Here is a 26,295-nt window from a genome sequence, read left to right on the forward strand (position 1 = left end):
AATAAAGTTATCCAAAATATAGAAAAGCTTTTAGCAACGATCATTCAAGAAGTCATTTTATGGGTCAAAATAAAAAAATAATTAAATGCTTTTTTATACTTAAGTTTTTAAAAATTGCTCAAACAAAACTTTCGCATAGTTTTTTCCATATCGATTTACTAAATATTTACTTAGAAGTATCGGTATTAGATATAGAACACCAACTATAATACTGATGTTTACAGCCTGTGCATTTGTGGTTATAGTCTTAAAGAAATAAAGATTAAACACAGTAACTAAAACTGCAATAACACAACCACCGATAAGATTTCTAGTAAAGCCATATTCAATATTGTGTTGTAACAAAAGGCGATTGTCCCTTGTCACATTTCTAACTTGTGCTACTGAATCAACAATTGTTTTTCTTGCTTCTAATTCATCTTCATTTTCTTGAGACGCATTAAGAAGCTCTATTCCAAATCTTTCTTTGATTTTTTCACGGATACGTTTTTTTGTACTCTGAGCAAAGAATGTGCTTGAATGAAGCAGGAAATTGGTTGTTGGCATATTCTTTTCTTCTTTAAAGAAAATATTTTGAAAAATCTCTTTAGCGATGAACCTGTTGATTTGGGTCATAAAGTAAATTATGGCAATAGATATTGTTATATCACTAACCCATTTATACCCTTTGAGAAATTCTATGAAATCAATAATTTTTTCGCTGAAGCCAAAATAGTATAATATCAATAATGGAACTGCACAAATTATCGTAGGAAATAGTCTTGCTTTAATATAATATTCTGTTGGTTTTATCATCTTTAATGTGCGTTAATTTTATATTTCATAATTACCAAAGTATGTCTTGTGTTTTTTATTATCACCGAAAATAGACATTATTGCTGGTTGTCCATTAAGCTTGGCTTCATTCATAAGTTCACTAAATTGGACCTTATCGTCACCGCTCATTGACAATCCACAGTTTTTAGGATGACTGTGCCATTCGCCTAAATATTTGAGGTTTTCATTGGTTGTATTACCTATAATTTCAAGCTTTTCACTTACACCTTTTATGCCTCGTATAAATAACGTTGGTTTTTTGATGCTATCTTCTGGTGCTAGAATTGTATTGGTCACATAGACCTTCTTGTAGAAGTTATCAATAGCACCTATTAAAATACCACCCGTTTCATTAGGCAACTTGTCAATTCTGAATTTTGATATTTTGTTTAGAGTGCTCTCGTTGAAAAATATCGTCCAGCCGTTAATTTTGTCTTCAAACCAATCATCTATCAAAAAAGTATAGTGATTAATAGAACTGGACTTGTCCATTTTCCAAATATCAATTGAGGCATTATCATTATTTAAGTTTTTCTTGAATGCTTTGGATGCGATACCTGAAAAAATAGCAAGGTTCTCTTGAGGGATTTTTGAGGTAATATCTCTACAACCACGTGCATATCTAATTTTTTTATCTTGCTCAAAGGCCAAGTGTTGGGACAAGCTGGTATCTGCTAGTAACTCTTTATAATACTGGATTTCCAACAAATCTAAAGGATAATAACTTTCGCTATCTTCTGTAAGCATAACTAAATCGTTGCCCATAGGATTTAGGAACGAAGAAAACTTTCTTACCGTCTTTATTTCGTTTGCCAAGTATCTTTCTACACCGATAGATGTTGACATATCGAGGATAACATCTGATTTAAGAAGTGTTGATTTCTCGACATCATAAATATTTTGTAGAAGAGGCTTAGAAAAATTACAGTCATTTAAAAGGCTGTTCGCTTGTTTTGAAATGGCTTCTGCCTTGTTTACTGTAATTTGGTTTTCAATATCTGTGGAAGCGTGTCTTATAAAATTGTGTGGAAGTAAAATGTCTTTATCTATGAGGTTCCATTGACCAAAACCACTTCGAGCAAGGTTCATAAAAAACTGAGAGCCTAAAGCACCAAGGCCAATCAGCGAGAACTTGGATTCTGACCACTTTTTATCGATTCCGCTATAATTTTTAGCCAATGTTTTGTTTAAGCACAAGTGTGGGCTTAATATTTCAATACTAATTGATGAAAGTTTGCTTTCACTTAGGTTTTGTTCTATTTCGAATACATTATTAAGATTAACAACTGTTCTACCAAAAATGGTTGACAACTCACTGATCGTAGCATTAATTTTAAATCCGGCTAAAGTTGGCTCAGAATTCTTGGTATCCCTTAAAACGGGAATTTCCACAATTAAAAAAACTATTCCTTTCCAAAAATCCCCATTGATTTTATGCGATAACCCACTATTGATCAATTCATTGATTTTTGGTTTTAAAAGATTAAGTAAGTCAATATCTTTTGATTTAAACAATTCGCTCAAGGTATATAGGTTATCGACTCTTTGGTGTACAACACCATTATCCAAAGGCGGTGTAGCAATAAACAACCTATGGATTGGCGTACCAAGAGAACTGTTTGTGGTTTTGTAAAAACCACTTGGCAATTGCTTGATGTAATTATTGTTTGGGTCAACTATAATTCCATTACTACCAATGACAAAAGGTTCTAAAGGTTGGTCTTCTTGGTGTAGCTCATCTCTTGCAGTAAGTTCTAACCAGTTTTTAATGGATTGTAGAAAATAAGAGCCAGACCAATGGTGTTTTAGCTCTTCAAAATTATCTTCAAATATGCAAAGACTTACAGGTCTTTTGTCTTTAGTTATGTTTGTGTGAGGTAATCCAATTGGAAAATTATCCCTTAATGCAAAAACCTTGGGTAATTCCTGAATGTTCTCAGTAGTTATTATAACTATTGCTTCTTCCTGCCTAATATCATTTATTGGGTTATTAGGAATATCAGGTAGAAAATTCAAAAATAAAAACTCATCATTATCGCTGCCCTGTAACACCTCAAAAAGTTTTACAGTCCCGCCAAAAGCATCGATTGAAGATGTTATTTGTTTTGATTTCTCATTTTTAAGCTCTTCAATCTTTACTTTTTCGGTTGATGGGTTTGTGTAATCTTGCTTCATACTTATCCTGCTCTTCCTGCCCTTGATGGTTTACTTAGACCAGAACTTATTGCAGCTGCTGAAGCTTTAATTAGTGTTGCGCCATAATCATCTATTTCAAAAACAATAGGTTTTTTAAAATCATCATAGAATTTTTGTGTGTTTTTAAAATTGCTAATACCTACAACATTGGTGTATTCTGTTTTTGCAGGGTAGTGAGGCGGATTGTCTTTGTCATTTACAACTTTCTTTGAAGTAGCCACAACCTTAGCCCCTGTGAGACTATAGTTTAAAATGTCAATCGAGGTTTGTTTTGGTTCAGAATTGTCAATACCCTTGTCATCGTCCTTATAAGGTGTATCGTTGAAAAATGTCCAAGAGCAATGATGTGGTGTTTGGAAAATATCCCATTCCAAAGCATCTTTGTTGTCATTTTTTTCTGATTTTTCTTTAATCGTTGCCCAGCGATAGTGGTCTGCATCACCACCGTGTAATATTCTACACGAAAAATCACTTCCGTTGCTTTTGTAGAACCGTGCTTGATAAACAATACTGGACATATTTCTGTCCTCTTTTGCATTGCAGTCAATTACGTCTGCTTTGAATGGTGCGTGTATAAAAAACTCAAAATTCTTTAGACTAGTATCGTTAATTTGTGTTACTGTGCTGCCTGGTATATGTTGTGGAACATTGGTAAACTCGTTATTGTCGTCATACCCAATTAGGACTAACCTGTTTCCACGCTCATCTTTAGAGCTGTCATTACTTTTGTATAGATTTCTTCTTCGCCTTACCTCTTTTCTTATTACACCAGCATCTGAATCATCAGATATATTGTTGTCGCCAAGTATATACTCGTTGACCCACAATTCGTCAATGATTATTTTATCATCGTTATCATCATAGGAACTGATTTTTCCAGTATGAAAGTGGTTTTTGAAATTTAAGCAATGGTCGTTGTCGTGGTGTGTCAAGATGAATAAATCCGTGTAAGGCTTGTCATCTCTTGTGTCCAGTTCTTCTATAAGGTTCTTTTTTACATCATAAATGCCATCTTTAACCTCTCGTATATTGCAATCTGTTATAATGTTTGCATTGCTTGTCTTGAAAAGTGAGGTGTCACCGTTACCAACAGGATAATATTTTACTTTGTTCTTTCCCATATTTTTATTTTTTTAACATTTTATTTACAAATTTTGCGCCAATCTGGTATAAATATCAATTATGACAAATTGGCTGTTTTTTCAATTTTAATTATGGTAGTCTTTTCTTAAAAAGACTACCATAATTAAGCCTCTAATTAGATTGCTCTAACATAGAAGCAATGCCACTTATAATAACAAGAGTTGCAATACCAAAGACAATAGCTTTAGCTACATCACCTTTAACATTTACACAATTATTCTTGTGGCATAGACTAAGTTTCCCTTTAGAGAAATTAATACTATTCATATAATGAATTTTAAGGTTTTACATTCTCCATTTAGAGCTGTGGAGTTCCGCTCGTTACTTTCCTTTACTATCCTTTCTATTACTTCTAATATGTTCTTTAACAGTAATAGTTTTTCCATTTACTCTCTTTTTGTGTTCTGGAATTCTGTTGAATTTTTTACCAGATGAATCTTTTGCCATAATTTTATTTTTATGTTGAATTTACTTTTCATTATATTTGACCCTCCCTATTAATTATTTACTAGCATTTTATTGTTTAAACAGAGGTTTTGTGGGTGTCGTCCACTCATATACCATTATAGATATATCCGTTTTGGTATATAAATGAATACAAACACTAATCAAGACATAGATTTTGAAAAACTACCTAGCGTTGACCTGCTGGACTACATTTCTTTTAAGGATGAATTTCCTAAAGAGGCAGAAGCCGCTTTTGTGCAGTTCTGTTATAGATTTGAGAAAGATTTGAAACGTAAGTCCGAAATTTATTGCAATAAGTATGGATATAACGAAGTGGTAGCTTTAGAAATAACACATTGTACTTTTGCAAGGGTATGGAAATATCCCACTTTTGATAAAGATAAGTCCAAGGCTAAAGATTTTGACAAAGGCATACTTATTTGGATGTATCGAATTTTATACACCCAGATAATTAAATATGGCGAAAAAAACACTTGTGCAGAGCCTACTGAAGAAGAAGATTTAAGTCTGGTCACAAATTCAGATGAATTGTTGTCTAAGTTTGATGTGCCAGACGATGCTGAGGCAAAAAGGGTAGTTGTTGCGAAACTTAAAACCATTGAACGAGCACTTACGCAATTATCAGAAAAACATCGAATTATATATTTTACCTACAGAGCCTATCAAAAGGAAGGAAAAAAAGTACCGAGAACGATTACGAAATTGCTCAGGGAAAAACTTTCTCTAACTCAAAAATCTGTGAACACCTATTACGGAGATGCACATAGACACGTTACTAACTATTTAGACATTATGAATGGCCAAGCCTAAAAAAATAGAACTAATTGAAGTAGCTCAGTTGGACAGTTGGTTGGGTTCAACAGGTTTTCTCTTTCCTAGCAATGAACTTGAATTAGATAGGTTCAATAAGCTATATGAAGATTATGACTATAAATTGGATGATAAACCAATCGACCCAATTGCTATAATCAATAATACATTTCATAGAGAGCCAAAAGTAATTACAATGTTTGAAGAAAATGTAGTTGAGGAAATTGAAAGCCTAAGAATGGTCGCAAGAAAAGGCAAAAAAGATTTGCCTCAACATATTATAGATAAAATGCTGAGAAAACACAATCAAGATTCTAGTGATTCGGAATAAACAGAGCATAAAGCAATTAGCAGAAAGTATCGCTTTAGAATATCAAGAAAAAATAACACCTCTTGACAAAATATTAGATGATGAAGGTTTGTCGGTGTACTACGACAGCTATGGCAAGAACTCTTTTGATGGAATGACTCTGTATGATAAGGGGAAGTTTTACATTCATATAAATACTGACTTAGGGAACAGACCTGATTCTGCAAGAGGACGATTTACTTTGGCTCACGAGCTCGGACATTACTATATAGATTCTCATAGAATTGGATTGAAAAAAGGGCTTTTAGAGCCACACCCATCTAGAACTAACCAGAAGCAGTTCAACCAAATTGAAAGAGAGGCTGATTTTTTTGCGTCCTGCTTGCTGATGCCAGAGGAAAGATTCTCAAAAGACTTTTATCGTAAAACCTTCAGTATTGAGTTAATAGATTTTTTAAAAGATGAATACGGTGTTAGCAGAACTGCGTGCGCATTCAGGTTTGCTGATATAGGAAATCATGATATTATGATTGTCTATGGCGTAAGCGGAAAAGTTGGTTGGAAGTATTGTAGTGAGCATTTTCCTTATAAATATTTGTTATATGAAAATAAGGTAGCACCAAATACAGTTATGGGCGAGTATTTTAAAAATGTTACAGATGACCTATTTAAAAAAGAAGAGATTTGGGCCGTTGATATTTTTAACTATGTCAAGGAAGATGATACCCCTAGAAAGTTTTTTGAACATTGCATTACATATAGGGATAAAGCTCTGAGCATTATTTGGGAAGAATAGTTGCCTATGTCACAGTCACCGATTTAACGAATGCAACAATATTAAAAATTAATTGTCTTATACCAATAAAAGAAAGCTTCCGGATTACTCTTTTTCAATTTATTTAGCCTATTGAATTGAGGGTTCTCAATCAACCAATCTTTAACTTGTAAAGGATTTTTAAAGGTATCTAACTTGGTAAGTGCTTCATTTTTTAAAACCTCTGCTAAATAAGCTACCTTAGCTGCCGCCATAATAGCCTCTTCTATATTAAATTTTGAAATAGTAAAATTCACAAAATTGCTAATACCTAATTGCAAATGCTTAAATTCATCTGATTTGACATCTCTAGTTGATAATACATAGCAAGCTTCTTGAGTATCTTCCAATACCTCGGTAGCGGACACCTCTAACTTTCTAAACTTAATTTCTTCTTGAACGACTTTGTAGTAACTATTTTGTACGACTCTTAAATCTGCGATATTATCCATTAAAAAAGACACATCAAACAATTGCTTTATTATTTCTACAGGTCTGTTTTTGCTATATAGTATTCCTGTTGTTTTTGGTGCAAAAGCTGTTAATTTGTCCCCTAAAATAGCATCAAATGTTGGCATCTGTACCGTGGTAATTTCTCCTGTTGTTTGAATCCAATCATGTGCTATTGGAATTTCCATTAGTTCTGGATATGGATTTGGCGTGTATAATATATCTAATAGTATTGGTTCAATACTTCCATCTACATTACTTGTATAGTACTTCTTAAAATGCCCTATTGGTGCATCTGATGTGTGCTTTCTATTGTTGTCATCTTCCCAATGCGTAAACACAGAATTTTTATTTATTTTTTCTAGAATAGTTTCTATCTCACTTTGTGTTTGTTCTGTGATAATATCTATATCAATTGAAAACCGTTTTGGTTCTTTGGTTGCTAATAATAATGCTGTGCCTCCTTTAAAAATAAACTCTAATCCGTTCAACTTTAATTGCTCTAGAAAGGCCAATGCATATATGACTTTTTCTATCAATTTAGGATCAAATTTCTTTTTTCCTAAATTTCTTTTGACTTCATAAATCCAATCTGGATGATATGTTATTGGTTCTATCATTATTAATTAAGTTTTGGCAAATTATTTAATTTTTGCCAAAGTTAAATTTGTTAAATCTTCTACTTCTTTTTCTCTATTTCGCCTATATGCATAACGCTTCATTTTATTTTTATTTACTTCATACTTCTCAAACATATTGAGATAAATAGACTTAATTTCTCCTTGTTGTGCTGCGTATACTTTAGTATCAATAGTCATATCGACCAATAATTTCTCCAGGGTAGGCACAGTTATTTTGTCAATTTCTTGAAGTGGTGCCTCAGATATTAAATGCTTTAAAATAATGACATCTTCACTATTGCTAATATACAAATTGAATGTTTCTGCATCTGGCTCTATATAGACCTGCTTTCCTTGTTCCTTTAAAGCATGAAATACAGATTCTGTAACATCTTTATCTAATTCTAAAATCGTATAGAATTTAAATGGTTGATGCCTCATAAATTCGTTTAACCATTTTGTATCCCAAATACAAAAATCTGCAAATGGGTAATCTTTTTTAACTTTATTGAATAAACGCTTTAAATTGCCATCTATAATTGGAGTATATGATTTTTTCTCTTTTAGCGCATATATACCTCTTGCCGGATTTTTAATAACTCCTTCCTTTTTTAATCGTGATAAATAAACGTTAATAGTACTTAGTTTTAGTTCGGGAAAATCTAATACAATACATTTAACCAACTTATCTTTTGAAATGGTTGATTGTTCATTAAAATATGATTGTATTTTACTCTCTAAAGCGCTAAACAAGGTATGGGTCTGTTTCATTAAACTTTGGCAAATTACATAATATTTGCCGAAGTTTAATCGCTTTTATGATAATTATTTTCTTTTATCCCCACTCCCCTTATCAAAAGCAATCAAATTAAACAGCTCACGCATCCGAGACCGCACGCGATTACCATAGCGTTTTTCTAATTCTTGAGCATTAAGGTTAGTTGTAGCATGTGTTTTAATATGGTACTCTAAAAACAAATCATGCCTTGAAAGTATAATTTCTCCCATAACATTACAGTCTTTACCATAATGCCTTCCTATGGGCTCTACTCCTAAATCATCAAAACAAAAGTAGTGCCCATTACCATAGTCCTCTAAAGTTTTATAACCTACATGGTTAAAACCAAAAACGATGTTTCTTGCTGGAATAATTTTATAAGGTTTTTGGTGTGGCACTATGTGTCTCAATAATTTCATTAAACTGGTTTTACCACATCCTACAGGACCAGAAAGCAAAATGCCCTTCTTTACATCAATACCAAACTTTTTACAGTTTGCTTCATCTCCAATAAAGTAATTACATAGCTTAAACAGAATATCTCGGTCTTCTTCAAATGTTTTAAATGTTTCGCCAAAGAGTAGCTTCCCCTTAGCATTGAGATAAACAAGCATCTTATCAAAATCGTAAATGAGTTCACTTCCTTTTAATTCGCCTAAACTATACTGCTTACTTCCCTCTTGGATAATATGTGGTTGGGGCTTACTCATAAAGGTTCATTATAATTTTTATCTGAACTCGTCTTCAAGTTGTCCCTATATGGCACAGTTGAATTCTGTTTGTTATCAGTTTCAAAATTCTTAGAATTTAAATTTTCTAAATTTTTCTGTTTATTAATGTTTTTTTTGTTTTTTATAGTTTGTATATGTTTGTTTATAGATACCAGCGCTTGTCCATTGCTTGTCTCGATATTGGTACGACTTAGGTACAGAGCTTGTCCACTACTTGTCCCAAAATCGAACATCTTAACGCGACTCCCTTTAAATGGGTTATGTGAGGGCGTGTACAGAATATAACTCCAATGACTTAATTCCTTAATACTGCGATGGTAAGTTGTTTTAGAACCAATCTTGGAATATGACATGACTTCGTCTCGATTGATATAAAACTCATCCTTAAAAAAATTAGCATTCCAAAATTGAAACAAGGCCACATAAAGACTTATATGAGTTGGATTTAGGCGCGTATCTATAGAAAATTGGAGAAAAACACCGTTTAGGTGCTTGATATAATTTATATCGTTCAAAACAGATTAATACTTGTTATGAATTCTATTCTTTTCAAGAACTTGCATAATTTCCTGATAATCATAGTACAGCACCCCGCCTACTTTTGTATATGGTAATGTACCATTGATTCTTAGGTTTTGTAATGTCCCAGGAGAGATTCCTAAAAGCTCTCGAACTTCAGGAGATTTTAACCATTTTTTATTTATCTGTCCCGATTGATTGTTTAATAATTGTTTGATATCATCGAGTAATTCCATTTTGAATTCCCTAAGATCTTCAGTAGTAATAATTGTTGCTGCCATACGTTAATTTGTTTTTATAAACAAAGCCGCCATAGTTTCATTTTTTTGAAGGCGACTTTGCTTTGATTTGACTTTCGTTTGACAAAGTTGAAGTGATATATTTAGTTTTATTCATCAGTTGACCGTACTCTGGTAAAATTTAACATTTTGAATTTTGATTGATTTTAGGAGTACATGATTGTTTCAAAGGAAGTTTTAGTGTTCAATTTTAGCTAAAACAAATGATTATTTCTAAAAATATCAGAATACAGGAGGAGAACCGAGTACTGTTAATTTTTAACATTTCAGAATCTATCATTATGAATCATTTTTCTCAATTTCATTAATCAAACTATAAGACATCTCATCCAAAAACTTGGTTCTACTATGTTTACGCAATCTTATTTCAGAGTATATTTTATAGAAATCTCCAAGTTCAATATTGAATAATTTCTGAAGTTCTACAGCAATTTCCTTTATTTCTAACTTACCGTTATTAATGACTCGGCTATGATATAAAGCATATATTAATTCAGTTAATGCTACCTTACTTGAAGTCCATTTTAATTTTGAATGTTGGATCAGATTGAAACCATGGTGGGATCGGGATTCTAGATAGTCAATAAACTTTCTGTAGGCGGTAACTTTAGCTAGTAATAAATCATGCGAGGTGTTAAAATCCAAGTCATAGAAGTAATCGTCTTTATGCATCATCATAATTTGAACAGCATTGCTTCTGGTAAAAAAGCACATATCCAAATGCGTTTGCCCTTGTTCCATATAGTTCACAAAATCCAAATGATCCATCAGAAATTGATACGTTTTATTTTTTACTCTATCAGTAAATTTTTGACGATGGTCTTCATTAATTTTGGAACATTGACTCTCAAAGGCATATACTTCTAGATAATAGATAAGGCAATTAAACGGTATCTGTTTGATCTTTTTGAAAAAGTGAATTTCATCGTCCCGTGATTGAAAAACTTTAGCTTTAACCGCATCTTTTAGTAAGCTCAATTGATGTCTACACAATGCTATTGCATCCTGGCACCTTTTGAGTGTGTTAGTATTAGCATTTTCAATCTTCTTGAGTTCAATGTTATAGGTGTTATTTAATTTATCTAAATCCATAATATCGGTACACATTTTTAAACCTCTTTCAGGAGAGAATTTTAAATAGTAATATTGTATACTGAAATTTGGTTGGGTATAAACAAATATGTTCTTATTTATTGAAAAAACAACTAATTTGATGTGTAAATTATGTGTATTTATAGTGCGTACTTTTATACGCAAAAGTATTTATCGAGATATATTGTTTATGAATTCTACTCTATTAGAAGAATTAGATTTTACATAGATATTTGACGCATGTTTCCTTACGGTACCATAGGCGATAAACATGTTTTCTGCTATTTCTTTATAGCTGTGTCCTTTTATAATTTGCAAAGCAATTTCATTTTCACGATTAGTCAGATTATACATATCAACAATATTCGATCTTAACCTATATGTATTCTTTAACTTGTATAAATAACTATTAATTTCCATTACAGTAACCGAGAAGAACGAAGATGAAACTATACTTTGTGTAATTGGTTGAAAATCTCCAAAGTAAGTCAAAATGGGTAATAGGATAATTGAGAAAATCGCATAAAGTCCCAAATATGTTTGAATTTTAAAATAGCGCTGACGATTTGTTTTCTCATTAATAATCCTAAAAAAATAGATGATAAAGAAAATTGACAAAATCGTCGGGAATACTAAGAACAAACTTCTTGCAAAATCCAATGAACTGGATATGTAGTATGGCAAAACGAAGAGAAAAATAAAGCAAGTGGAAAGAATGATAATCAGACTTTTAATCTTAAAGAATGTATTAGGTGTTTTTATGTCGAATTCCTTATAAAGATACCAGATGAGATAAATACAGGTAATTATTGAAATTGAATAGGTTATGATGTATTGAACTATTTCTGAAGTTGGAAAGTTTTCGTCTGGCAAAAACCCATTAAATACATTGTAAAGCAAAAACAATATAGCTAGAAGCAAATACCTGAATTTGGAACTTTTGCCTTTCTGTTTGCTTAAGGCAATATTGAATGATTGATATATAATAACGATACTTATTACAATGCATATGAATAAAACAATCCAATGCATGGAAGAGGTATATACAAATTCCGGCACATAATGATAATCCTGCAAAATTATTGGAATTTAAATATCTGATATTGAAAATATTAGATTAGATTTGATATACTTAAAGATAACATTTTTTTCATTGATTATGAGTATTTTAAATCTAAAAATAGACCTTGGTTTTTTCCCTACTCCGCTACATGAATTACGCAACTTGTCTAACTATTATTCAAGCTATAATCTATACATCAAAAGAGATGATAATTCTGGGCTGGCATCTGGTGGGAATAAGGTAAGAAAACTTGAATATTTGATGTATGACGCTGTACGAAAAGGTTGTGATACGATAATTACTGCAGGGGCACAACAGTCTAACCATTGTAGGCAAACCGCAGCCGCTTGTGCGCAACTTGGATTGGAATGTCATTTACTTTTAGGCGGTGATGAACCGAAAGAGTTTAACGGCAACCTACTTCTATCCAACTTGTTGGGCGCGACAATCCACTTTACTGGAGATAACAGAAAAGGAGAAGATATTGAAAATGTGGTAAAAATTTTAGAGTCAAACGGAAAAAAGTTATATAAAATTCCTTATGGCGGTTCTAATTTTATTGGGGCACTTGGATTTGTAAATGCCGTGAAGGAACTAAAGACTCAGCTTGAAGAAATGAAACTTCAGATGGATTATATTTTTTTTGCTTCAAGTTCTGGCGGGACTCAGTCTGGACTTATTCTTGGTGTGGATTTATTTGAAATGAATACTAAACTGATGCCCATCAGTATTGATAAGGAAGGGAGTAATGGAATCTCACTTGACAAAGCAGTATTAGAATTATTATTGGCAGGAAAAAACACGCTCAAATTGAATACTAGGTATTCAATTGATGATGCTAAATTAATTAAAGGCTACGACAAATTAGGATATGGTATAATTTCAGAAAATGAAAAAAAAGCCATTAAAATGCTTGCCCACCATGAAGGTATTTTACTAGATCCAGTTTATTCTGGAAGAGCTTTTTACGGCATGATTGACCACATCGAAAAAAACAAAATCCCTAAAGGTTCAACCATTTTGTTTTGGCATACTGGTGGTTTGCCTGCAAATTTCTATTATTCTAAAGACCTCTATCCAGTTTAATAAACTACGTTTTCTAAATTGTTTTATTATACCGTTTAATCCTCTATGTAATTTTACTTATTTATTTTATTGTCAATCGATAAACGTTGGTATCCCTTTTACCAAAGCCTAGGTTTTGGTATAGATTATTAGCTGCCACTCTTTCTGGACTGGATGTTAAATTGATTTTATCTATATTTTTACTTTTGATATAATCAATAGCAAATAGAATTAATCTTTTCCCAAGACCCTTGCCCCTAACCGACTTATCTATAACCACATCTTCAATCCAAACCTTATCGCCTGATGGAATTTTATTAAACACAAGCGATAATGTTCCAATAATCTCATCGTTTACCTCAGCCAGAAAAAGTGTTATATTATCAGAATTGATTATACTTATAATATCTTCTTTAGATGGTGGATTGCATTCATTCGAAAGTTGAGTAATCAATCTCTGTAATGCACTTATTATAGTTTCTGTAACTATTTCTAATTTATAAATATTCATTAAGCAAAATTAACTTTTACAGACTATTATCAATAATTTCTTTGACTACTTCTGGGTTAAGCAAAGTAGAAGTGTCTCCCAAGTTTGATATATCCTTACATGATATTTTTCTAAGGATACGTCTCATTATTTTTCCTGAACGTGTTTTTGGCAGTCCTCTTGTAAACTGTATTTTGTCCAATTTTGCAATGGGTCCAATGTGTTCAGCTATAATTTGATTGATTTCTTTACGTAAATTATTTTGGTCTCTGCTTTCACCTGTATCTTTTAAAGTAACATAACCGTATAATGCATTTCCTTTTACTTCATGTGGATAGCCTACAATAGCTGATTCGGCCACGGCTGGATGCTCATTTATAGCATCTTCAATAGGGGCTGTTCCTAAATTATGACCAGATACTATTATCACATCATCCACTCTACCCGTTATTCTATAATACCCTACCTCATCTCGTAAAGCACCATCGCCAGTGAAATATTTATTTTCATAGGCTGAAAAATAGGTGTCTTTGTAACGCTGATGGGTTCCCCAAATGGTTCTTGCCATACTTGGCCATGGGAATTTTACACATAAACGACCATCTACTTGATTTCCTTTTAGTTCATTACCTTTTTCATCCATCAGCGCTGGTTGAATGCCTATAAATGGCAAGGTGGCATATGTTGGTTTTGTTGGAGTTACAAAAGGAATTGGACTTATCATGATACCTCCTGTTTCGGTTTGCCACCAAGTATCTACAATAGGGCTATTCTTCTTCCCAACATTATCATTATACCAATGCCATGCTTCTTCATTTATAGGTTCACCTACTGAGCCAAGTACTTTTAAAGAGGATAAATCATATCTTTCAACCAGTTCTGTTCCCTGTTTTGCTAATGCTCTAATGGCTGTTGGTGCGGTATAGAACTGGTTCACTTTATGCTTTTCTATTATTTCCCAAAAGCGACCAAAATCTGGGTAACTAGGCACACCTTCAAACATAACACTAGTTGCACCATTTGCTAATGGTCCGTAAACAATATAGCTATGACCAGTTATCCATCCAATATCTGCAGTACACCAATAGACATCATTTTCTCTGTATTGAAATACATTTTTAAACGTATAGGCAGTATAAACCATAAAACCTGCGGTAGAATGCACCATACCTTTTGGTTTTCCTGTAGAACCAGAAGTATATAATATAAATAGTGGATCTTCAGCATTCATAACTTCTGCCTCACATACCGTTGAAGCACCATCTAACAAGGGTTGTAACCATTGGTCTCGTCCATCTTTCATATTAATATCGGTATGGATTCGTTTTGCAACTAATACGGATTTAACACCTGGACAACTTTCTAAGGCCTCATCCACAATACCTTTTAAATCGATAGTTTTTCCACCACGATAAGACCCATCACTAGTTAAAACCATTTTACAATCGGAGTCGTTAATTCGTGTTGATAATGCTGTGGAAGAAAACCCTGCAAATACCACTGAGTGAATAACGCCAATTCTAGCACAAGCCAAAATTGAAATGGCTAATTCTGGAATCATAGGTAAATAGACACATATTCTGTCCCCTTTTTTTACACCTTGGCTTTTTAAAACATTCGCAAATTGATTAACCCGTTCGTGCAATTGCTTATATGTAATATGTTGAGCCCCTTCTTCAGGGTTATTGGGCTCAAAAAGAATGGCTGTTTTATCACCACGAGTAGATAAATGCCGGTCTATACAGTTTTCAGTAATATTTAATTGTGCGCCTTCAAACCATTTTACTTCGGGTTTTGAAAAATCCCAACTTAGCACTTTGTCCCATTTTTTTTGCCACATAAAATGCTCTTCAGCTATTTCCTCCCAAAAGTTTTCTGGTTCTCTTACTGATTTTCTGTAAACTTGATAATACTCTTCTAAATGCTTTATGTGATAATTACTCATACTTAAGGAATCTAAAATTCAATTTACTCGTTACTATTTTCTTCATGACTTTCGGGTTTTGAATTTAGAAATTCCATTAAAATAATAATTATAAAAACAAACTATTAATCCCATTCATATCTCTATTCGATATAGGATAAACTCTGTTTTAAGCCAATTTATTAGTATTTAAAACCTCTCTTAATTCAAAAAATATTTTTAAAACTTCTCATGATTCTATAATTTAAACCACTTTATTTGTCTTAGCAAAAAATAATCTAAATGTCTAAAAAAAGGGCCACCGATATCCCAGCAACCCTTTTTTACTATTAATCTAATATTAAGAAATTAAAGTCAATTAATACCCTTCATTTTGTTCTAAAAAACCAGGAATTAATTGTGCATTTGGTTTTGGTAATAACCTGTTATTTTCAGTTACATTAGGATGTAAATCCTTATTAACTTCTACCACCATTTTCTTCCTTACTAAATCAAACCAGCGATTAAATTCAAAAGCCAACTCCCAATTTCTTTCGTCCAATACGGCACTATCAAAATCTGTTTGCGACATTCCAGAAGGCAGATCTACGCCTCCATCAGGAGTATTTATATCTAATCCCATTGCTCTTCTTCGAATTTGATTAACTGCCTCTAAAGCTTCTGTAGACGGACTTCCTTCAGCCATATTAGAAGCTTCTGCAAAGGTTAATAATACATCCGCATAGCGCAACATTACAACAAATCCTTCTCCATTATTCCCAACGGTGTTGCCTGCATCTCTATATTTTGCCATGTGTGGTTGTGTTCCGGCATCTTCCCAATAAGTACCATCAGCATAGGTTGATGTAAATGTGGCCTCTTTTCTTGGACTCTCTGGAAAAGCTTCAAAAAAACGATCTTCACTATAAAAATCACCCCAACCGTCTTCTCCATTGCCCCAATGTCTTGAAGCAGTATGCATGTGGCTTCCAGTAAAACCACCACCATTATCAATCGAAGCATAAAATGTGAAAATAAATTCGTTATTAAATTTGTTTTCATTCTTCCATAAGTCTGCAAAATTGGGTTCTAAACTATACATCCCCATTACTTCTTTTGCCTTATCTCTGGCTAGAGCGTAATTTGCCGCATCCTCTATAGGCCAACCTGCCATTGTTAAATACACCTTTGCTAAAAGAGCTTTAGCTGCTCCTTGGGTAGGCCTACCTGGTTCCCCAGAAAAAGAAGTAGGTAATGTTTGTTCGGCACGCTTTAAATCTTGTATAATTGACTCATAAATCTCAGCTACTGAAGCTTGTTTTAAATTTTTAATATCCGTTTGATTCTCGAAAGTAGTTAATTGCACTTCCCCCCACCATCTTACCAGGTGAAAAAAGGAAAAAGCTCTTAAAAACTTGGCCTGACCCTCAATTTCTCCTAATCTCTGATCTGTTATATCTTTAGCGTTATCCAAATTACCAATTAAAGCATTGGTATTTGCTATACATTTATATAATTGCTCCCAAACTATTTTAACACCACGGTCATTCCCATTAGGGCTTAATCTGTCAAAATTTATGAATATTCCAGCATCAGATCTTACATCTTCGGCTCCAGATGTTAATATTAAAGGATCTCCATAATCGAATCCAACCCAATCAGAATACAAGGCTTTAAAAGACCCAACTAAAGCTGCCTGAAACTCACTTTCGGTAGTATAAAAAGTATCAGGACTTAATAAGGATGGTGGGTTTTCATCCAATTCTACATTAGCGCATCCAAATATAAATGCAGTTATAACGACTAAAAAATAATATGCTTTTTTCATTGTTCTAATTTTTTATTAAAATGTTATATCTAACCCTAAAGTAAATTGTTTCTGTGATGGATATGATGAGTGATCTATACCTCTAAAGGTATCACTGCTACTTGAATTTGATTCTGGATCATAACCTGTATAATCCGTTAAAGTAATTAAATTAGTTCCTGTTAAATAAAAGCGTAACGAACCAATACCTAAAGATTGAATTGTTTTCTCAGGAAGATTATAACCCAAAGTAATATTTTTTAAACGCAAATAAGATCCGTCTTCTACCCAACGACTTGAGTTAGCAATACTACCAAGTTGATTATGAGCAGGAATATTAGTGTTTTCATTCGTTGGTGTCCATACATTCAAATTATTCACACTATTTATCCTAGAACTACCTAAATTGTATATATCGTTACCTTGAGACCCAATTATCAATAGATTTAAGCTAAAGTTGTTATAACTAAAATTGTTAATCCAACTATATGTGAAATCTGGAAGCGTATTGGCAATATTTGTCCAGTCGTCTCCATTAATTATCCCATCATTATTTTGATCTACATATTTTGGAGATCCTGGTGTTTGATTATAAACTGCGGCTAAAACGGCCTCATCACTTTTCCATACGCCATTATATTCTATTCCTCTTATTAGGCCTATAGGTTCTCCAACCTGTAGCCAAACAGCATCATCAAAACCAGGTAAACCAGCATTCCCTAATCTAATTTCATTAACACCTTCATCTAAAGCGATTACTTTATTTTCATTCATAGAAAACGTAACGGTTGTATCCCATTTAAATTTATCTGAAACTATAGGTTTTCCTGACAACACAAATTCAACCCCTTTATTTTCTACTTCGCCTGCATTTATTAACTGTGTTGCAAACCCTGATGCTTGGAATAATGCTCTGGTTTGCAGTAAGTCTGTAGTATTCTTTTTGTAGTAGTCTGCTGATAATGATAAACGCCCATTAAACATACTTACGTCTAAACCAACATTTAACTGTACTGTTGTTTCCCAGCGTAAATCAGGATTTGGTGCACTAGTTGATAATGCTACACCGGGTGCTAAATCATTTCCATTGAAAGTAAAAAAGGCTCCAGTTGTAAGTTGCGCAAGCGATTCATATGGACTTATTCCTTGATTTCCAACTTCCCCATAACTCCCACGTAATTTTAAATTATTAATAAGCTTAGAATCAATTAGGAAATTTTCTTTTGAAACATTCCAAGCTATTCCTACTGAAGGGAAAAATGCTGTTTTATTATTTTCCGCAAAAACCGATGATGCATCTTGCCTTCCTGTTAGATTAATAGCATATTTACCATCATATGAATAATTGACTCTACCCATAAACGACTGTAAAGAACGTTCAGTAAGATTTGACCAAGGAATACCGGGAACAGCTCCTAAACTTAAATTATTATAAGTTGTTGAATTTGATAAAAAGTCACTAGCACTGGCTGAATTGATGCTTGTTTTAAGTTTTTGTTGCTCAAAAAGCCCTGTAAGCTTAATACTGTGTTTGTCGTTAAGATCCTTTTCGTAAGTTAAAAGGTTTGTGTTTTGGAAGCTTGTAAACTTACTATCAGTAATAGATGCTTTTCTATCTGCATTTACTCCATTAACAACTTTTTCATTATAATAAAAATTATTTTCATCATCAACAACCAAGTATGCTCCGGAAACATAAAGTTTTAACCCTTCAATTATGGAGTACTCTATACTTGGATTAAAATTAATACGATTAGAATAGTTATCTCTTGCAGGTTCCAAGGCTAAGGCTACAGGATTATATTCAGTATTAGAACCTACACCTCCTCCAGGTTGCGAATATGTACCATCACCAAGATATACAGGTTTTGTAGGAGGAAAGAACGTAGCAGAATACACTGGGCTTCCTTCACGGTCTCTCGTGTTTAAGGGTACTGGATTATTTTTAGATAATGATATAAAACTATTTAAATTAAATTTCAATTTCTTGTCAAGGAAATTAAAACCTATGTTTGGACGAACTGAATATTTTTTATAGGATGAATTTATGATAATCCCGTCATTTTGCAAAAAATCTCCAGAAATACTATAAACAATATCATCATTACCCCCACTAACATTTAAGTGTTGGTTATGAGAAATACCCATTCTAAATATCTCCTTTTGCCAATCGGTTCCTCCATTAACTTTGAAACCTTCAATTTCTTGATTGGTAAAAGGCAATGGTAATCCTCTGGCAGCTCTATTATCATTATTATAAACCGCATATTGATAGGCATCCATTAAATCTAATTCATCACGTACCTGATGCATTGTAGTATAAGAGTTAAAGGTAATCTGTGGTTTTTTATTCTTACCCTTTTTAGACGTTATCAATATCACTCCAGCTGCACCTCTAGAACCATAAATAGCCGTAGCAGATGCGTCTTTTAGCACTTCCATTGAGGCAATATCATTTGGGTGTATATCCTTTAAACTGGCTCCTTGTACACCATCAATAATTATTAACGGATTACTTCCTCCACTAATAGAAGTAACACCTCTAACTCTTATTGATACATTGGCATCTGGAGAGGCATCATTATTAACAATATTAACTCCTGCTACTTGCCCTTGCAGTGCCTGATCTGCCCTTGCAGAAGGAATATTTTGCAACTCTGACATCTTTACAGAAGAAACAGCACCCGTAACATCACTCTTTTTCTGTGTACCATATCCTACTACAACGACTTGATCTAATTGAGCAAAATCTTCTTCTAATACAACATCAATAACTGTTTGGCTATTAATAGCTATTTCTTGAGTTTTAAAACCTATAAAGCTGACAACTAAAGTGCCATTAGCTGGTGCATTAATAGAAAAATTCCCATCGAAGTCTGTACTTGCTCCAGTTCCTGTTCCTTTAAGCAAAATATTAACTCCTGGCAAGGGTTGGCTATCTGTAGCTTTAATAGTGCCCGTTATTGTTTCTTGTGCAAATGCAAAGAATGATATACACAAAGACAGTATTAAAGTTATTAATTTATGATTCATCATATACTTTGTTTATTTAGTTAATTGTTTTTTATAATATTTTAACAATAAAATCTTTGATTGTGCTGTTATTTAACTCCCCACACGGAGCCATTGGAATCCCTGGACCATCTGGATCCAATCCGCTTATATCATCATTATAAACCCAAGCATCTCCAGTTAATATTCGCATTCTTGTAATTCCAAGAGTCGCATTATTTGGAACAGTGACATCCATAGCATATGCAATGGCATCATCTCCTGAATATAATTTTTGTTCACTAAGTGGAGTTAATTGTTCTCCAACATCCTCAAAATCTCCATCTGCATTCCAATCAATCCACACTATTGACCGTGACCACCCATTAGAATTTGTTACTGATAAATTGAAGGTTCCTCCTCCGGAGATACTTAACACTTCCTCTGGGTAAATACCGTAATTATTAGCTGGCTGTCCTCCCGAATGATTAATATTTGTATTCCCTCCAGTAGTTATAACTTCATCTGCATTATAAGACTTTGATCCAATTGCCGAACAATAGGCAACTCCTCCAATTTCAATATCGAAATCTTTAGTTGTACTATTGGCATATTCACCACATGGTTCTCCTGTTGAGTCTGTAGTCCATGCATCTCCTGTAAGGATTCTCATTCTAATTTTACCAATTGCAGCATCTAATGGAACATTAATAGTTGCATCAAAAGGGCCATCATTTAATTGTGAGGGTAATCCAAATTGTTGAACTATTTCCCCTTCATCTAAAAAATCCTTATCTCCATTCCAATCAACATAAACTAAAGACATAGACCAAGTATTAGAATGTACTAAAGATAAATCAAACGAATTACCAGGTTGCACAATTAATATTTCATTTTCATAATATCCATAATTATTTGCTGGTTGTCCTTCTGAATGATTTATATCGGCATCAGCACCTATTGTCACAATAGTATCTGCGTTATAACTCCCAGTACCAGACACACTACAATATTGTAATCCTAAAATAGGAGGATCTCCACTAGTAACTATTTCAACAGAAGCTGTTTTCTCTCCTTGGGTAGTTGTTGCTGTAATAATGCTCACACCTTCACTTACAGCTGTAATCACACCGTCTATTACAGATGCAACTCCAGAATCACTAGAACTCCATATAACAGTTTGATAGGTTGCATCCTCAGGAGTGAAAATAACTTTATACTTAGTTTGGGCGGGATTGTTTTCAATGGCTTCTTCTTCAAGTTCAATAGACTCTACTTTAATAATAACTTCCACCTCTATAGTTTTGGAAATACTTCCATCTTGAGATGTTGCTGTTAGTATAGCAGTCCCTAATGAAACACCCCTTATCCCTGCGACTAAACCAGCTTCATTAAATTGTATTTCAGCCACCGATTCGTCACTTGAAGTCCATGTTACCTTTTCAGTAGTATTCCCAGGAGCAGCCTCAACTATAATAGCTTGAACTTCCTCTATACTTAATTGCATTTCTGACTGACTCAGTGTTATATCACTCAAAGCTACTTCAGTAATGCTATCATCTTCACAAGAAGAAAACAATAACATGCTTAAGGCAAGCATTGATATTATTAATTTAAGTTTGTTTTTCTTCATAATTAATTAGTTTATGTTTCAGGTGTTTAACTACAAACTTATATCTAACATCATAATAATAAACGTTGAGAACTCTCCAAAAAAGGGTGGTATTTTCGTAAAACGCAATGAATATAGACTATTACAGAGGAATTAGTTATTTAATGACTATTGGATATCTATTTTAGATTAAATTTTCTTTAGCATACGCAGAGGGTGTAATGCTAAATTTCTTTTTAAATTCTTGACTAAAGTGGCGTCTATCAGTATAACCTACTTTAAAACAAACATCAATTACAGACATATTGCCTTGCTTTAAAAGTTGTGCTGCTCTTTTTAAACGGAAATCTCTAACAAATGCAACCGTTGTCATAGCTGTTAAGGCCTTTATTTTTTTATACAAATTAGAATGGCTCATAGCCATTTCAGCTGCCAACTCTTCTATACTAAATTCTGAATTATCAATCTGAGCTTCAATAATACCATTAAGTTTTGTTAAAAACTCTTGATCTGGAGACGTAAAAGCCATCTCCTTTGGGCTAAGTAAAATCTCATTTATATATTTTTCTCTTAAATGTTTTCTACTTGCCAACAAATTTTTAATTCTAACTTTTAATACGTCTTCATTAAAAGGTTTTACTAAATAATCGTCTGCACCCATCTCGAATCCCTCCATAATATTCTCCACCATAGTTCTTGCTGTTAAGAGAATCACAGGAATATGGCTTGTTAAAATATTTGTTTTTACTTCAGAACATAGCGTAATACCATCCATAACTGGCATCATAACATCACTAACAATGATATCTGGACTTTTTTCTTTTGCCAGCTCCAATCCTATTTTACCATTTTCAGCGACAATTACTTGAAAATTTTGAGACATTAACCCTGCTAAATAATCTAACAAGTGAGGATTGTCTTCAACTATTAAAACCAAGGACTTTTCAAATTCGTTTACTCCAAAGTTATTAGCTGTGGTTTTACTATAATTAGAGATAATGTCTTCTTCATTTATTTCTGAAGCTATTTGTTCTTGGTTAAAATGTGCTTTTCCCAATGGTAATGTTATAATAAAACGACTACCCTTTTCTAATACACTTTCCACTTTTATTTGACCCGAATGAAGTTCTACTATATCCTTAGCTATAGAAAGGCCGATTCCAAAACCTAAGTTTTCAGATATTGCGTCCTCATTTTGATAAAACCTCTCAAAAATTTGTGGCAACTTATCTTTAGGTATTCCTTGTCCAGTATCATTAACTACTATTTTAACAGCCCCTCGATCTTCAAAGACACTAAGTAATATTTTATCTCCACTAGATGTAAACTTAAACGCATTTGTTAAAAGATTATAAATGGTTTTTTCTAATTGAATCTTATCAAACCAAACATATATTTTATTTTCAGGCTTATCAAATTTGTAATCAATATTATTAGCAATGGCATGCTGTGAAAAGGCTAAGAAAATTTCGTGAATAAAAAACACCATATCATTTTCACTTACGTGTAAGTTAATATTACCTGTTTCCAGTTTTCTAATATTTAACAATTCGCTAACTAAATTCATCAGTCGCCCGGTACTTCTTCTTAAATTAGTTAATTGTTTTTGCTCCTTAGCATCCACATTGCTTCTCATTAAACTATTTATTGTACCAATGATAAGCGTTAATGGCGTTCTGATTTCATGAGAAATATTAGTAAAAAATCGTTGCTTTAATTCGTGTAATTTATCTTCTTGTTCTCGTTGTAGTTTTTCAAGTCTCAAATTATTTTTAACTTCTATCCAGGCTAGAGTATAATGTTTAATAACCCATAAAAGGATTATGAATAATACTAAATAAGTTAAATATGCCCACCAGGTTTTCCAAAACGGAGGTAGTACTTTTATTTTCAATTCCGAAAAACCAACTTCGTCCAAGCTATTATTCTTCTTTTGTGTTTTTACTTTAAACACATAATCTCCTGACGACAAATTTGTATAAGTAGCAGTTTGTTGGTTTCCTATTGCCCTCCAGTTATCCTCAAACCCTTCCATTTTCACAAGATAGTTTGCATCACTAAAAGGGTATTCTAATGCTGAAAACTCAAAAGTAATTACAGATTGATTATAGTTAATAGTAACTTCATCAGCAATTGATATATTTCTTTTCAAAATTTCATGATCTCCAACTGGTACGCTTTTATCAAATAATTTTAAGTCTGTAAAAAGTACCTTAGGATTAACGGTGTTAGCGAATATGGTATTAGGATTGAACGATATTACACCATCAACTCCTCCAAAATATAATACACCTTGAGAATCTTTGCAAACAGAATTAACGTGAAACTCATTAAAATCAGTCTCAAATTCCTCAATAGTATTTGTTTTAATATTATATTTAAAAAGGCCTTCTTTAGTTCCCATCCAAATATTTCCATAAGAATCATCTATTAGTGACACGACAGTATTTGTAATGGCCGAGTTTCCAACTGCAAATTTCTTAAAAACCTGTGTTCTTGTATCAAATCTATTTAAGCCTTCCTTGGTTGCTAGCCATAAAATACCAGCTTTATCTAGCAATAAATCAAAAATATAATTGCTCCCTATAGATTTTTCTCCCTGCTCTGACACCTTATAACTTGAAAATTGATTTGTTTTAGTATCAAATCGATTTAAACCTCCACCATGTGTCCCTATCCACAAACCTCCTTCTTTGTCTAGCAATAGTGAAATAACATTGTCGTTACTTAACGAGTTTTTATTGTTTTTTGAAAACCTAAAATTCTTAAAAACCTCCGTTTTAAAATCTAAAAAGCTTAGACCTCCTCCCCAAGTTCCTACCCATAAATCTCCAGTAGGCAGTTCTATAATATCCCTAACATCATTATAAGGAAGTGATGTTTCATTTAAATTATCTCGTTTAAACTGCTTTATTTTTCCTTTTTGAGAATCAAATAATATTAATCCATTAGCAAATGTCCCAATCCAATATTGCCCATTGGATTTCTTTTTAACCAGTTGAATATAATCTCCTCCTAACGGTGCTTTTATTGAAGTGTGGTAGTTTGTGACTTCTTTTGTTTCTAAATCATATTTATTAAGTCCATTTCCATCAGTACCCATCCATAATATACTTTCTTCTTTGAAAACGGATAATACTGGCGAGGCATTATAACCCATACCGTCACTAAAATAAAACGAACTATTATTTACTCTTTTTTTAATGACATTCAAACCTTTCCACGCGGTTCCAATCCAAATATTTGATTGATTGTCTTCAAAAATATTATTTACCGTATTATTTGATAATGATGTTCTTAATCTATTGTCATATACATATTGCTTTATACTAAGATTTGAAATATTGTCTTTGCTTAATCTTATGATTCCATCTCCATCGGTTCCAATCCAAATATTTTGATTTCTATCCTTGTAAAGTGTTCTAATAATAGGAGCGTCAACTTTATTATTACTAGAAAAAAAGCCTGTTAAATTATTGGTTTTTAAATCTAAACTCAACAAACCACTACCATTTGTCCCTATTAACAATTCATCCTCTTTACCGTATAATAAAGTATTGATAAATTCTAAAGACAAATTATCTTCCTTCTCAAAACTGGGAACTATTGGAGTGAATTTTTCCGATATTATATCAAATGTGTACAAACCGTCTCCATATGTTCCTAAAAAAAGGTTTCTATCAACAGTTTCTATTATAGTCCAAACACTTATAAAATTTAATGAGCCTTTATTTTCTGCCTGATGCCTAAATGTTTTAAAATCTTTTGATTTTTCTACATAAAGATCAATGCCCATTTCACTTCCTAACCAAATGTTTCCATGGTTATCCTCAATAATAGCATGTATATCATTGGATGATATAATATCTTGATTTACATTAGAATTCTTATAAACTTGGAATTTATCTTTTGAAGGGTTATAAATATTTACACCACCTCCTATTGTTCCAATCCAAATTCTACCTTTTTTATCAATTAGAAGTGAAGAGATATCATTTGAGCTAATGCCACTATTTTTTTGATTGTACTTTTTAAAATTGACTCCATCATACTTATTAAGTCCATTCTTTGTTCCTACCCATATAAACCCTAGTCCATCTTGAATCATAGAAGTAATTCTATTATTCGACAATCCGTGTTCGGTTGATATTTGTTTAAGGATATCTTGATTCTGCCCATTAATATTTAGGAAACAGAAAATCAAAACCAAACTAATAAATAAATATGTTCTTCTTATGTTCATCTTTTAGAATTAACTCAGATAGTTTTTTTAACCATATTCTAAAGATACTAAGAAGATTTGTTTAAAAACAATGGG

The 26,295-nt window shown here is 32.7% G+C and carries 21 protein-coding genes; 4 read left to right on the forward strand and 17 right to left on the reverse strand.

Going from position 1 to position 26,295, the window contains the following annotated elements; all coding sequences use genetic code 11:
* Positions 1-99 precede the first annotated feature (99 nt).
* The 4 genes from ABD935_RS15140 to ABD935_RS15155 all read right to left on the reverse strand — a co-directional run bounded on the left by ABD935_RS15140 (position 100) and on the right by ABD935_RS15155 (position 4,602).
* Positions 100-795 (reverse strand): hypothetical protein, encoded by a 696-nt coding sequence (locus ABD935_RS15140; RefSeq protein WP_345193462.1) that lies wholly within the window; start codon positions 793-795, stop codon positions 100-102.
* An 18-nt stretch (positions 796-813) separates the two neighbouring features.
* A complete protein-coding gene (gene cap2-3, locus ABD935_RS15145) occupies positions 814-2,991 on the reverse strand; it encodes an anti-phage 6A-MBL system cap2_3 protein (protein WP_345193464.1) in 2,178 nt (725 codons plus the stop codon).
* A gap of 2 nt (positions 2,992-2,993) precedes the next feature.
* Positions 2,994-4,133 (reverse strand): anti-phage 6A-MBL system MBL-fold protein, encoded by a 1,140-nt coding sequence (mblB, locus tag ABD935_RS15150; RefSeq protein ID WP_345193466.1) that lies wholly within the window; start codon positions 4,131-4,133, stop codon positions 2,994-2,996.
* Positions 4,134-4,476: 343 nt separating this feature from the next.
* Positions 4,477-4,602, reverse strand: coding sequence for a hypothetical protein (locus ABD935_RS15155; protein ID WP_345193468.1), 126 nt, complete (start codon positions 4,600-4,602; stop codon positions 4,477-4,479).
* A gap of 144 nt (positions 4,603-4,746) precedes the next feature.
* On the opposite strand from ABD935_RS15155, the gene ABD935_RS15160 reads away from it, so the two are divergent.
* The 3 genes from ABD935_RS15160 to ABD935_RS15170 are packed head-to-tail and all read left to right on the forward strand — an operon-like array spanning position 4,747 to position 6,539.
* Positions 4,747-5,433: an RNA polymerase sigma factor gene (locus tag ABD935_RS15160; protein WP_345193470.1), complete on the forward strand. Its 687-nt coding sequence runs from the start codon at positions 4,747-4,749 to the stop codon at positions 5,431-5,433.
* Complete coding sequence (locus ABD935_RS15165) at positions 5,420-5,764, forward strand: hypothetical protein (protein ID WP_345193472.1); 345 nt, start codon at positions 5,420-5,422, stop codon at positions 5,762-5,764. Before ABD935_RS15160 ends, ABD935_RS15165 begins: the two co-directional genes overlap by 14 nt.
* Positions 5,751-6,539 carry an ImmA/IrrE family metallo-endopeptidase gene (locus ABD935_RS15170; protein ID WP_345193473.1) on the forward strand — a complete coding sequence of 263 codons (789 nt, stop codon included), beginning with the start codon at positions 5,751-5,753 and terminating at the stop codon, positions 6,537-6,539. The genes ABD935_RS15165 and ABD935_RS15170 overlap by 14 nt, the downstream gene beginning before the upstream one ends.
* 41 nt (positions 6,540-6,580) lie before the next feature.
* On the opposite strand, the gene ABD935_RS15175 is transcribed toward ABD935_RS15170, so the two are convergent.
* The 7 genes from ABD935_RS15175 to ABD935_RS15205 all read right to left on the reverse strand — a co-directional run bounded on the left by ABD935_RS15175 (position 6,581) and on the right by ABD935_RS15205 (position 11,580).
* Positions 6,581-7,627, reverse strand: a complete 1,047-nt coding sequence (locus ABD935_RS15175) for a nucleotidyl transferase AbiEii/AbiGii toxin family protein (protein ID WP_345193476.1) — start codon at positions 7,625-7,627, stop codon at positions 6,581-6,583.
* A gap of 21 nt (positions 7,628-7,648) precedes the next feature.
* Complete coding sequence (locus ABD935_RS15180) at positions 7,649-8,398, reverse strand: DUF6577 family protein (protein WP_345193478.1); 750 nt, start codon at positions 8,396-8,398, stop codon at positions 7,649-7,651.
* A gap of 54 nt (positions 8,399-8,452) precedes the next feature.
* A complete protein-coding gene (locus ABD935_RS15185; protein WP_345193480.1) occupies positions 8,453-9,115 on the reverse strand; it encodes an ATPase in 663 nt (220 codons plus the stop codon).
* Positions 9,112-9,489: a hypothetical protein gene (locus ABD935_RS15190; protein ID WP_345193482.1), complete on the reverse strand. Its 378-nt coding sequence runs from the start codon at positions 9,487-9,489 to the stop codon at positions 9,112-9,114. The genes ABD935_RS15185 and ABD935_RS15190 overlap by 4 nt, the downstream gene beginning before the upstream one ends.
* Positions 9,490-9,657: 168 nt before the next feature.
* Positions 9,658-9,936 carry a helix-turn-helix domain-containing protein gene (locus ABD935_RS15195; protein ID WP_345193483.1) on the reverse strand — a complete coding sequence of 93 codons (279 nt, stop codon included), beginning with the start codon at positions 9,934-9,936 and terminating at the stop codon, positions 9,658-9,660.
* Positions 9,937-10,233: 297 nt separating this feature from the next.
* Positions 10,234-11,061 carry an RteC domain-containing protein gene (locus ABD935_RS15200; protein WP_345193485.1) on the reverse strand — a complete coding sequence of 276 codons (828 nt, stop codon included), beginning with the start codon at positions 11,059-11,061 and terminating at the stop codon, positions 10,234-10,236.
* A gap of 156 nt (positions 11,062-11,217) precedes the next feature.
* A complete protein-coding gene (locus ABD935_RS15205) occupies positions 11,218-11,580 on the reverse strand; it encodes a response regulator transcription factor (protein WP_345193488.1) in 363 nt (120 codons plus the stop codon).
* Between the two features lie 625 nt (positions 11,581-12,205).
* Here ABD935_RS15205 and ABD935_RS15210 point away from each other — a divergent pair.
* Positions 12,206-13,195: a 1-aminocyclopropane-1-carboxylate deaminase/D-cysteine desulfhydrase gene (locus ABD935_RS15210; protein WP_345193908.1), complete on the forward strand. Its 990-nt coding sequence runs from the start codon at positions 12,206-12,208 to the stop codon at positions 13,193-13,195.
* Between the two features lie 61 nt (positions 13,196-13,256).
* Here the strand turns inward: ABD935_RS15210 and ABD935_RS15215 are convergent, their stop codons facing one another.
* The 6 genes from ABD935_RS15215 to ABD935_RS15240 form a co-directional block, all read right to left on the reverse strand.
* Entirely contained in the window at positions 13,257-13,685 is a 429-nt protein-coding gene (locus ABD935_RS15215; RefSeq protein WP_345193490.1) for a GNAT family N-acetyltransferase, read from the reverse strand.
* 16 nt (positions 13,686-13,701) lie between these two features.
* Positions 13,702-15,609: an acetate--CoA ligase gene (gene acs, locus ABD935_RS15220; protein ID WP_345193492.1), complete on the reverse strand. Its 1,908-nt coding sequence runs from the start codon at positions 15,607-15,609 to the stop codon at positions 13,702-13,704.
* A gap of 337 nt (positions 15,610-15,946) precedes the next feature.
* A complete protein-coding gene (locus ABD935_RS15225) occupies positions 15,947-17,395 on the reverse strand; it encodes a RagB/SusD family nutrient uptake outer membrane protein (protein ID WP_345193494.1) in 1,449 nt (482 codons plus the stop codon).
* A 15-nt stretch (positions 17,396-17,410) separates the two neighbouring features.
* Complete coding sequence (locus ABD935_RS15230) at positions 17,411-20,410, reverse strand: SusC/RagA family TonB-linked outer membrane protein (RefSeq protein ID WP_345193496.1); 3,000 nt, start codon at positions 20,408-20,410, stop codon at positions 17,411-17,413.
* A gap of 28 nt (positions 20,411-20,438) precedes the next feature.
* On the reverse strand, positions 20,439-21,998 hold the full coding sequence (locus ABD935_RS15235) for a GEVED domain-containing protein (RefSeq protein WP_345193498.1): 1,560 nt from the start codon (positions 21,996-21,998) through the stop codon (positions 20,439-20,441).
* Positions 21,999-22,161: 163 nt separating this feature from the next.
* Complete coding sequence (locus tag ABD935_RS15240) at positions 22,162-26,220, reverse strand: two-component regulator propeller domain-containing protein (RefSeq protein ID WP_345193500.1); 4,059 nt, start codon at positions 26,218-26,220, stop codon at positions 22,162-22,164.
* Positions 26,221-26,295: the final 75 nt, after the last annotated feature.

The organism is Algibacter agarivorans (assembly GCF_039543245.1).
In the GTDB taxonomy this organism is placed as follows: Bacteria; Bacteroidota; Bacteroidia; order Flavobacteriales; family Flavobacteriaceae; genus Algibacter_G; species Algibacter_G agarivorans.

What these genes read in the sequence shown, in the direction of transcription:
- ABD935_RS15190 (WP_345193482.1), bottom strand. Translation starts at nt 9,489, where the DNA reads ATGTCATATTCCAAGATTGGTTCTAAAACAACTTACCATCGCAGTATT.
- ABD935_RS15185 (WP_345193480.1), bottom strand. Translation starts at nt 9,115, where the DNA reads ATGAGTAAGCCCCAACCACATATTATCCAAGAGGGAAGTAAGCAGTAT.
- ABD935_RS15235 (WP_345193498.1), bottom strand. Translation starts at nt 21,998, where the DNA reads ATGAAGAAAAACAAACTTAAATTAATAATATCAATGCTTGCCTTAAGC.
- ABD935_RS15200 (WP_345193485.1), bottom strand. Translation starts at nt 11,061, where the DNA reads ATGTGTACCGATATTATGGATTTAGATAAATTAAATAACACCTATAAC.
- ABD935_RS15195 (WP_345193483.1), bottom strand. Translation starts at nt 9,936, where the DNA reads ATGGCAGCAACAATTATTACTACTGAAGATCTTAGGGAATTCAAAATG.
- ABD935_RS15160 (WP_345193470.1), top strand. Translation starts at nt 4,747, where the DNA reads ATGAATACAAACACTAATCAAGACATAGATTTTGAAAAACTACCTAGC.
- ABD935_RS15165 (WP_345193472.1), top strand. Translation starts at nt 5,420, where the DNA reads ATGGCCAAGCCTAAAAAAATAGAACTAATTGAAGTAGCTCAGTTGGAC.
- ABD935_RS15140 (WP_345193462.1), bottom strand. Translation starts at nt 795, where the DNA reads ATGATAAAACCAACAGAATATTATATTAAAGCAAGACTATTTCCTACG.
- ABD935_RS15180 (WP_345193478.1), bottom strand. Translation starts at nt 8,398, where the DNA reads ATGAAACAGACCCATACCTTGTTTAGCGCTTTAGAGAGTAAAATACAA.
- cap2-3 (WP_345193464.1), bottom strand. Translation starts at nt 2,991, where the DNA reads ATGAAGCAAGATTACACAAACCCATCAACCGAAAAAGTAAAGATTGAA.
- ABD935_RS15155 (WP_345193468.1), bottom strand. Translation starts at nt 4,602, where the DNA reads ATGGCAAAAGATTCATCTGGTAAAAAATTCAACAGAATTCCAGAACAC.
- acs (WP_345193492.1), bottom strand. Translation starts at nt 15,609, where the DNA reads ATGAGTAATTATCACATAAAGCATTTAGAAGAGTATTATCAAGTTTAC.
- mblB (WP_345193466.1), bottom strand. Translation starts at nt 4,133, where the DNA reads ATGGGAAAGAACAAAGTAAAATATTATCCTGTTGGTAACGGTGACACC.
- ABD935_RS15215 (WP_345193490.1), bottom strand. Translation starts at nt 13,685, where the DNA reads ATGAATATTTATAAATTAGAAATAGTTACAGAAACTATAATAAGTGCA.
- ABD935_RS15210 (WP_345193908.1), top strand. Translation starts at nt 12,206, where the DNA reads ATGAGTATTTTAAATCTAAAAATAGACCTTGGTTTTTTCCCTACTCCG.
- ABD935_RS15240 (WP_345193500.1), bottom strand. Translation starts at nt 26,220, where the DNA reads ATGAACATAAGAAGAACATATTTATTTATTAGTTTGGTTTTGATTTTC.
- ABD935_RS15175 (WP_345193476.1), bottom strand. Translation starts at nt 7,627, where the DNA reads ATGATAGAACCAATAACATATCATCCAGATTGGATTTATGAAGTCAAA.
- ABD935_RS15230 (WP_345193496.1), bottom strand. Translation starts at nt 20,410, where the DNA reads ATGATGAATCATAAATTAATAACTTTAATACTGTCTTTGTGTATATCA.
- ABD935_RS15225 (WP_345193494.1), bottom strand. Translation starts at nt 17,395, where the DNA reads ATGAAAAAAGCATATTATTTTTTAGTCGTTATAACTGCATTTATATTT.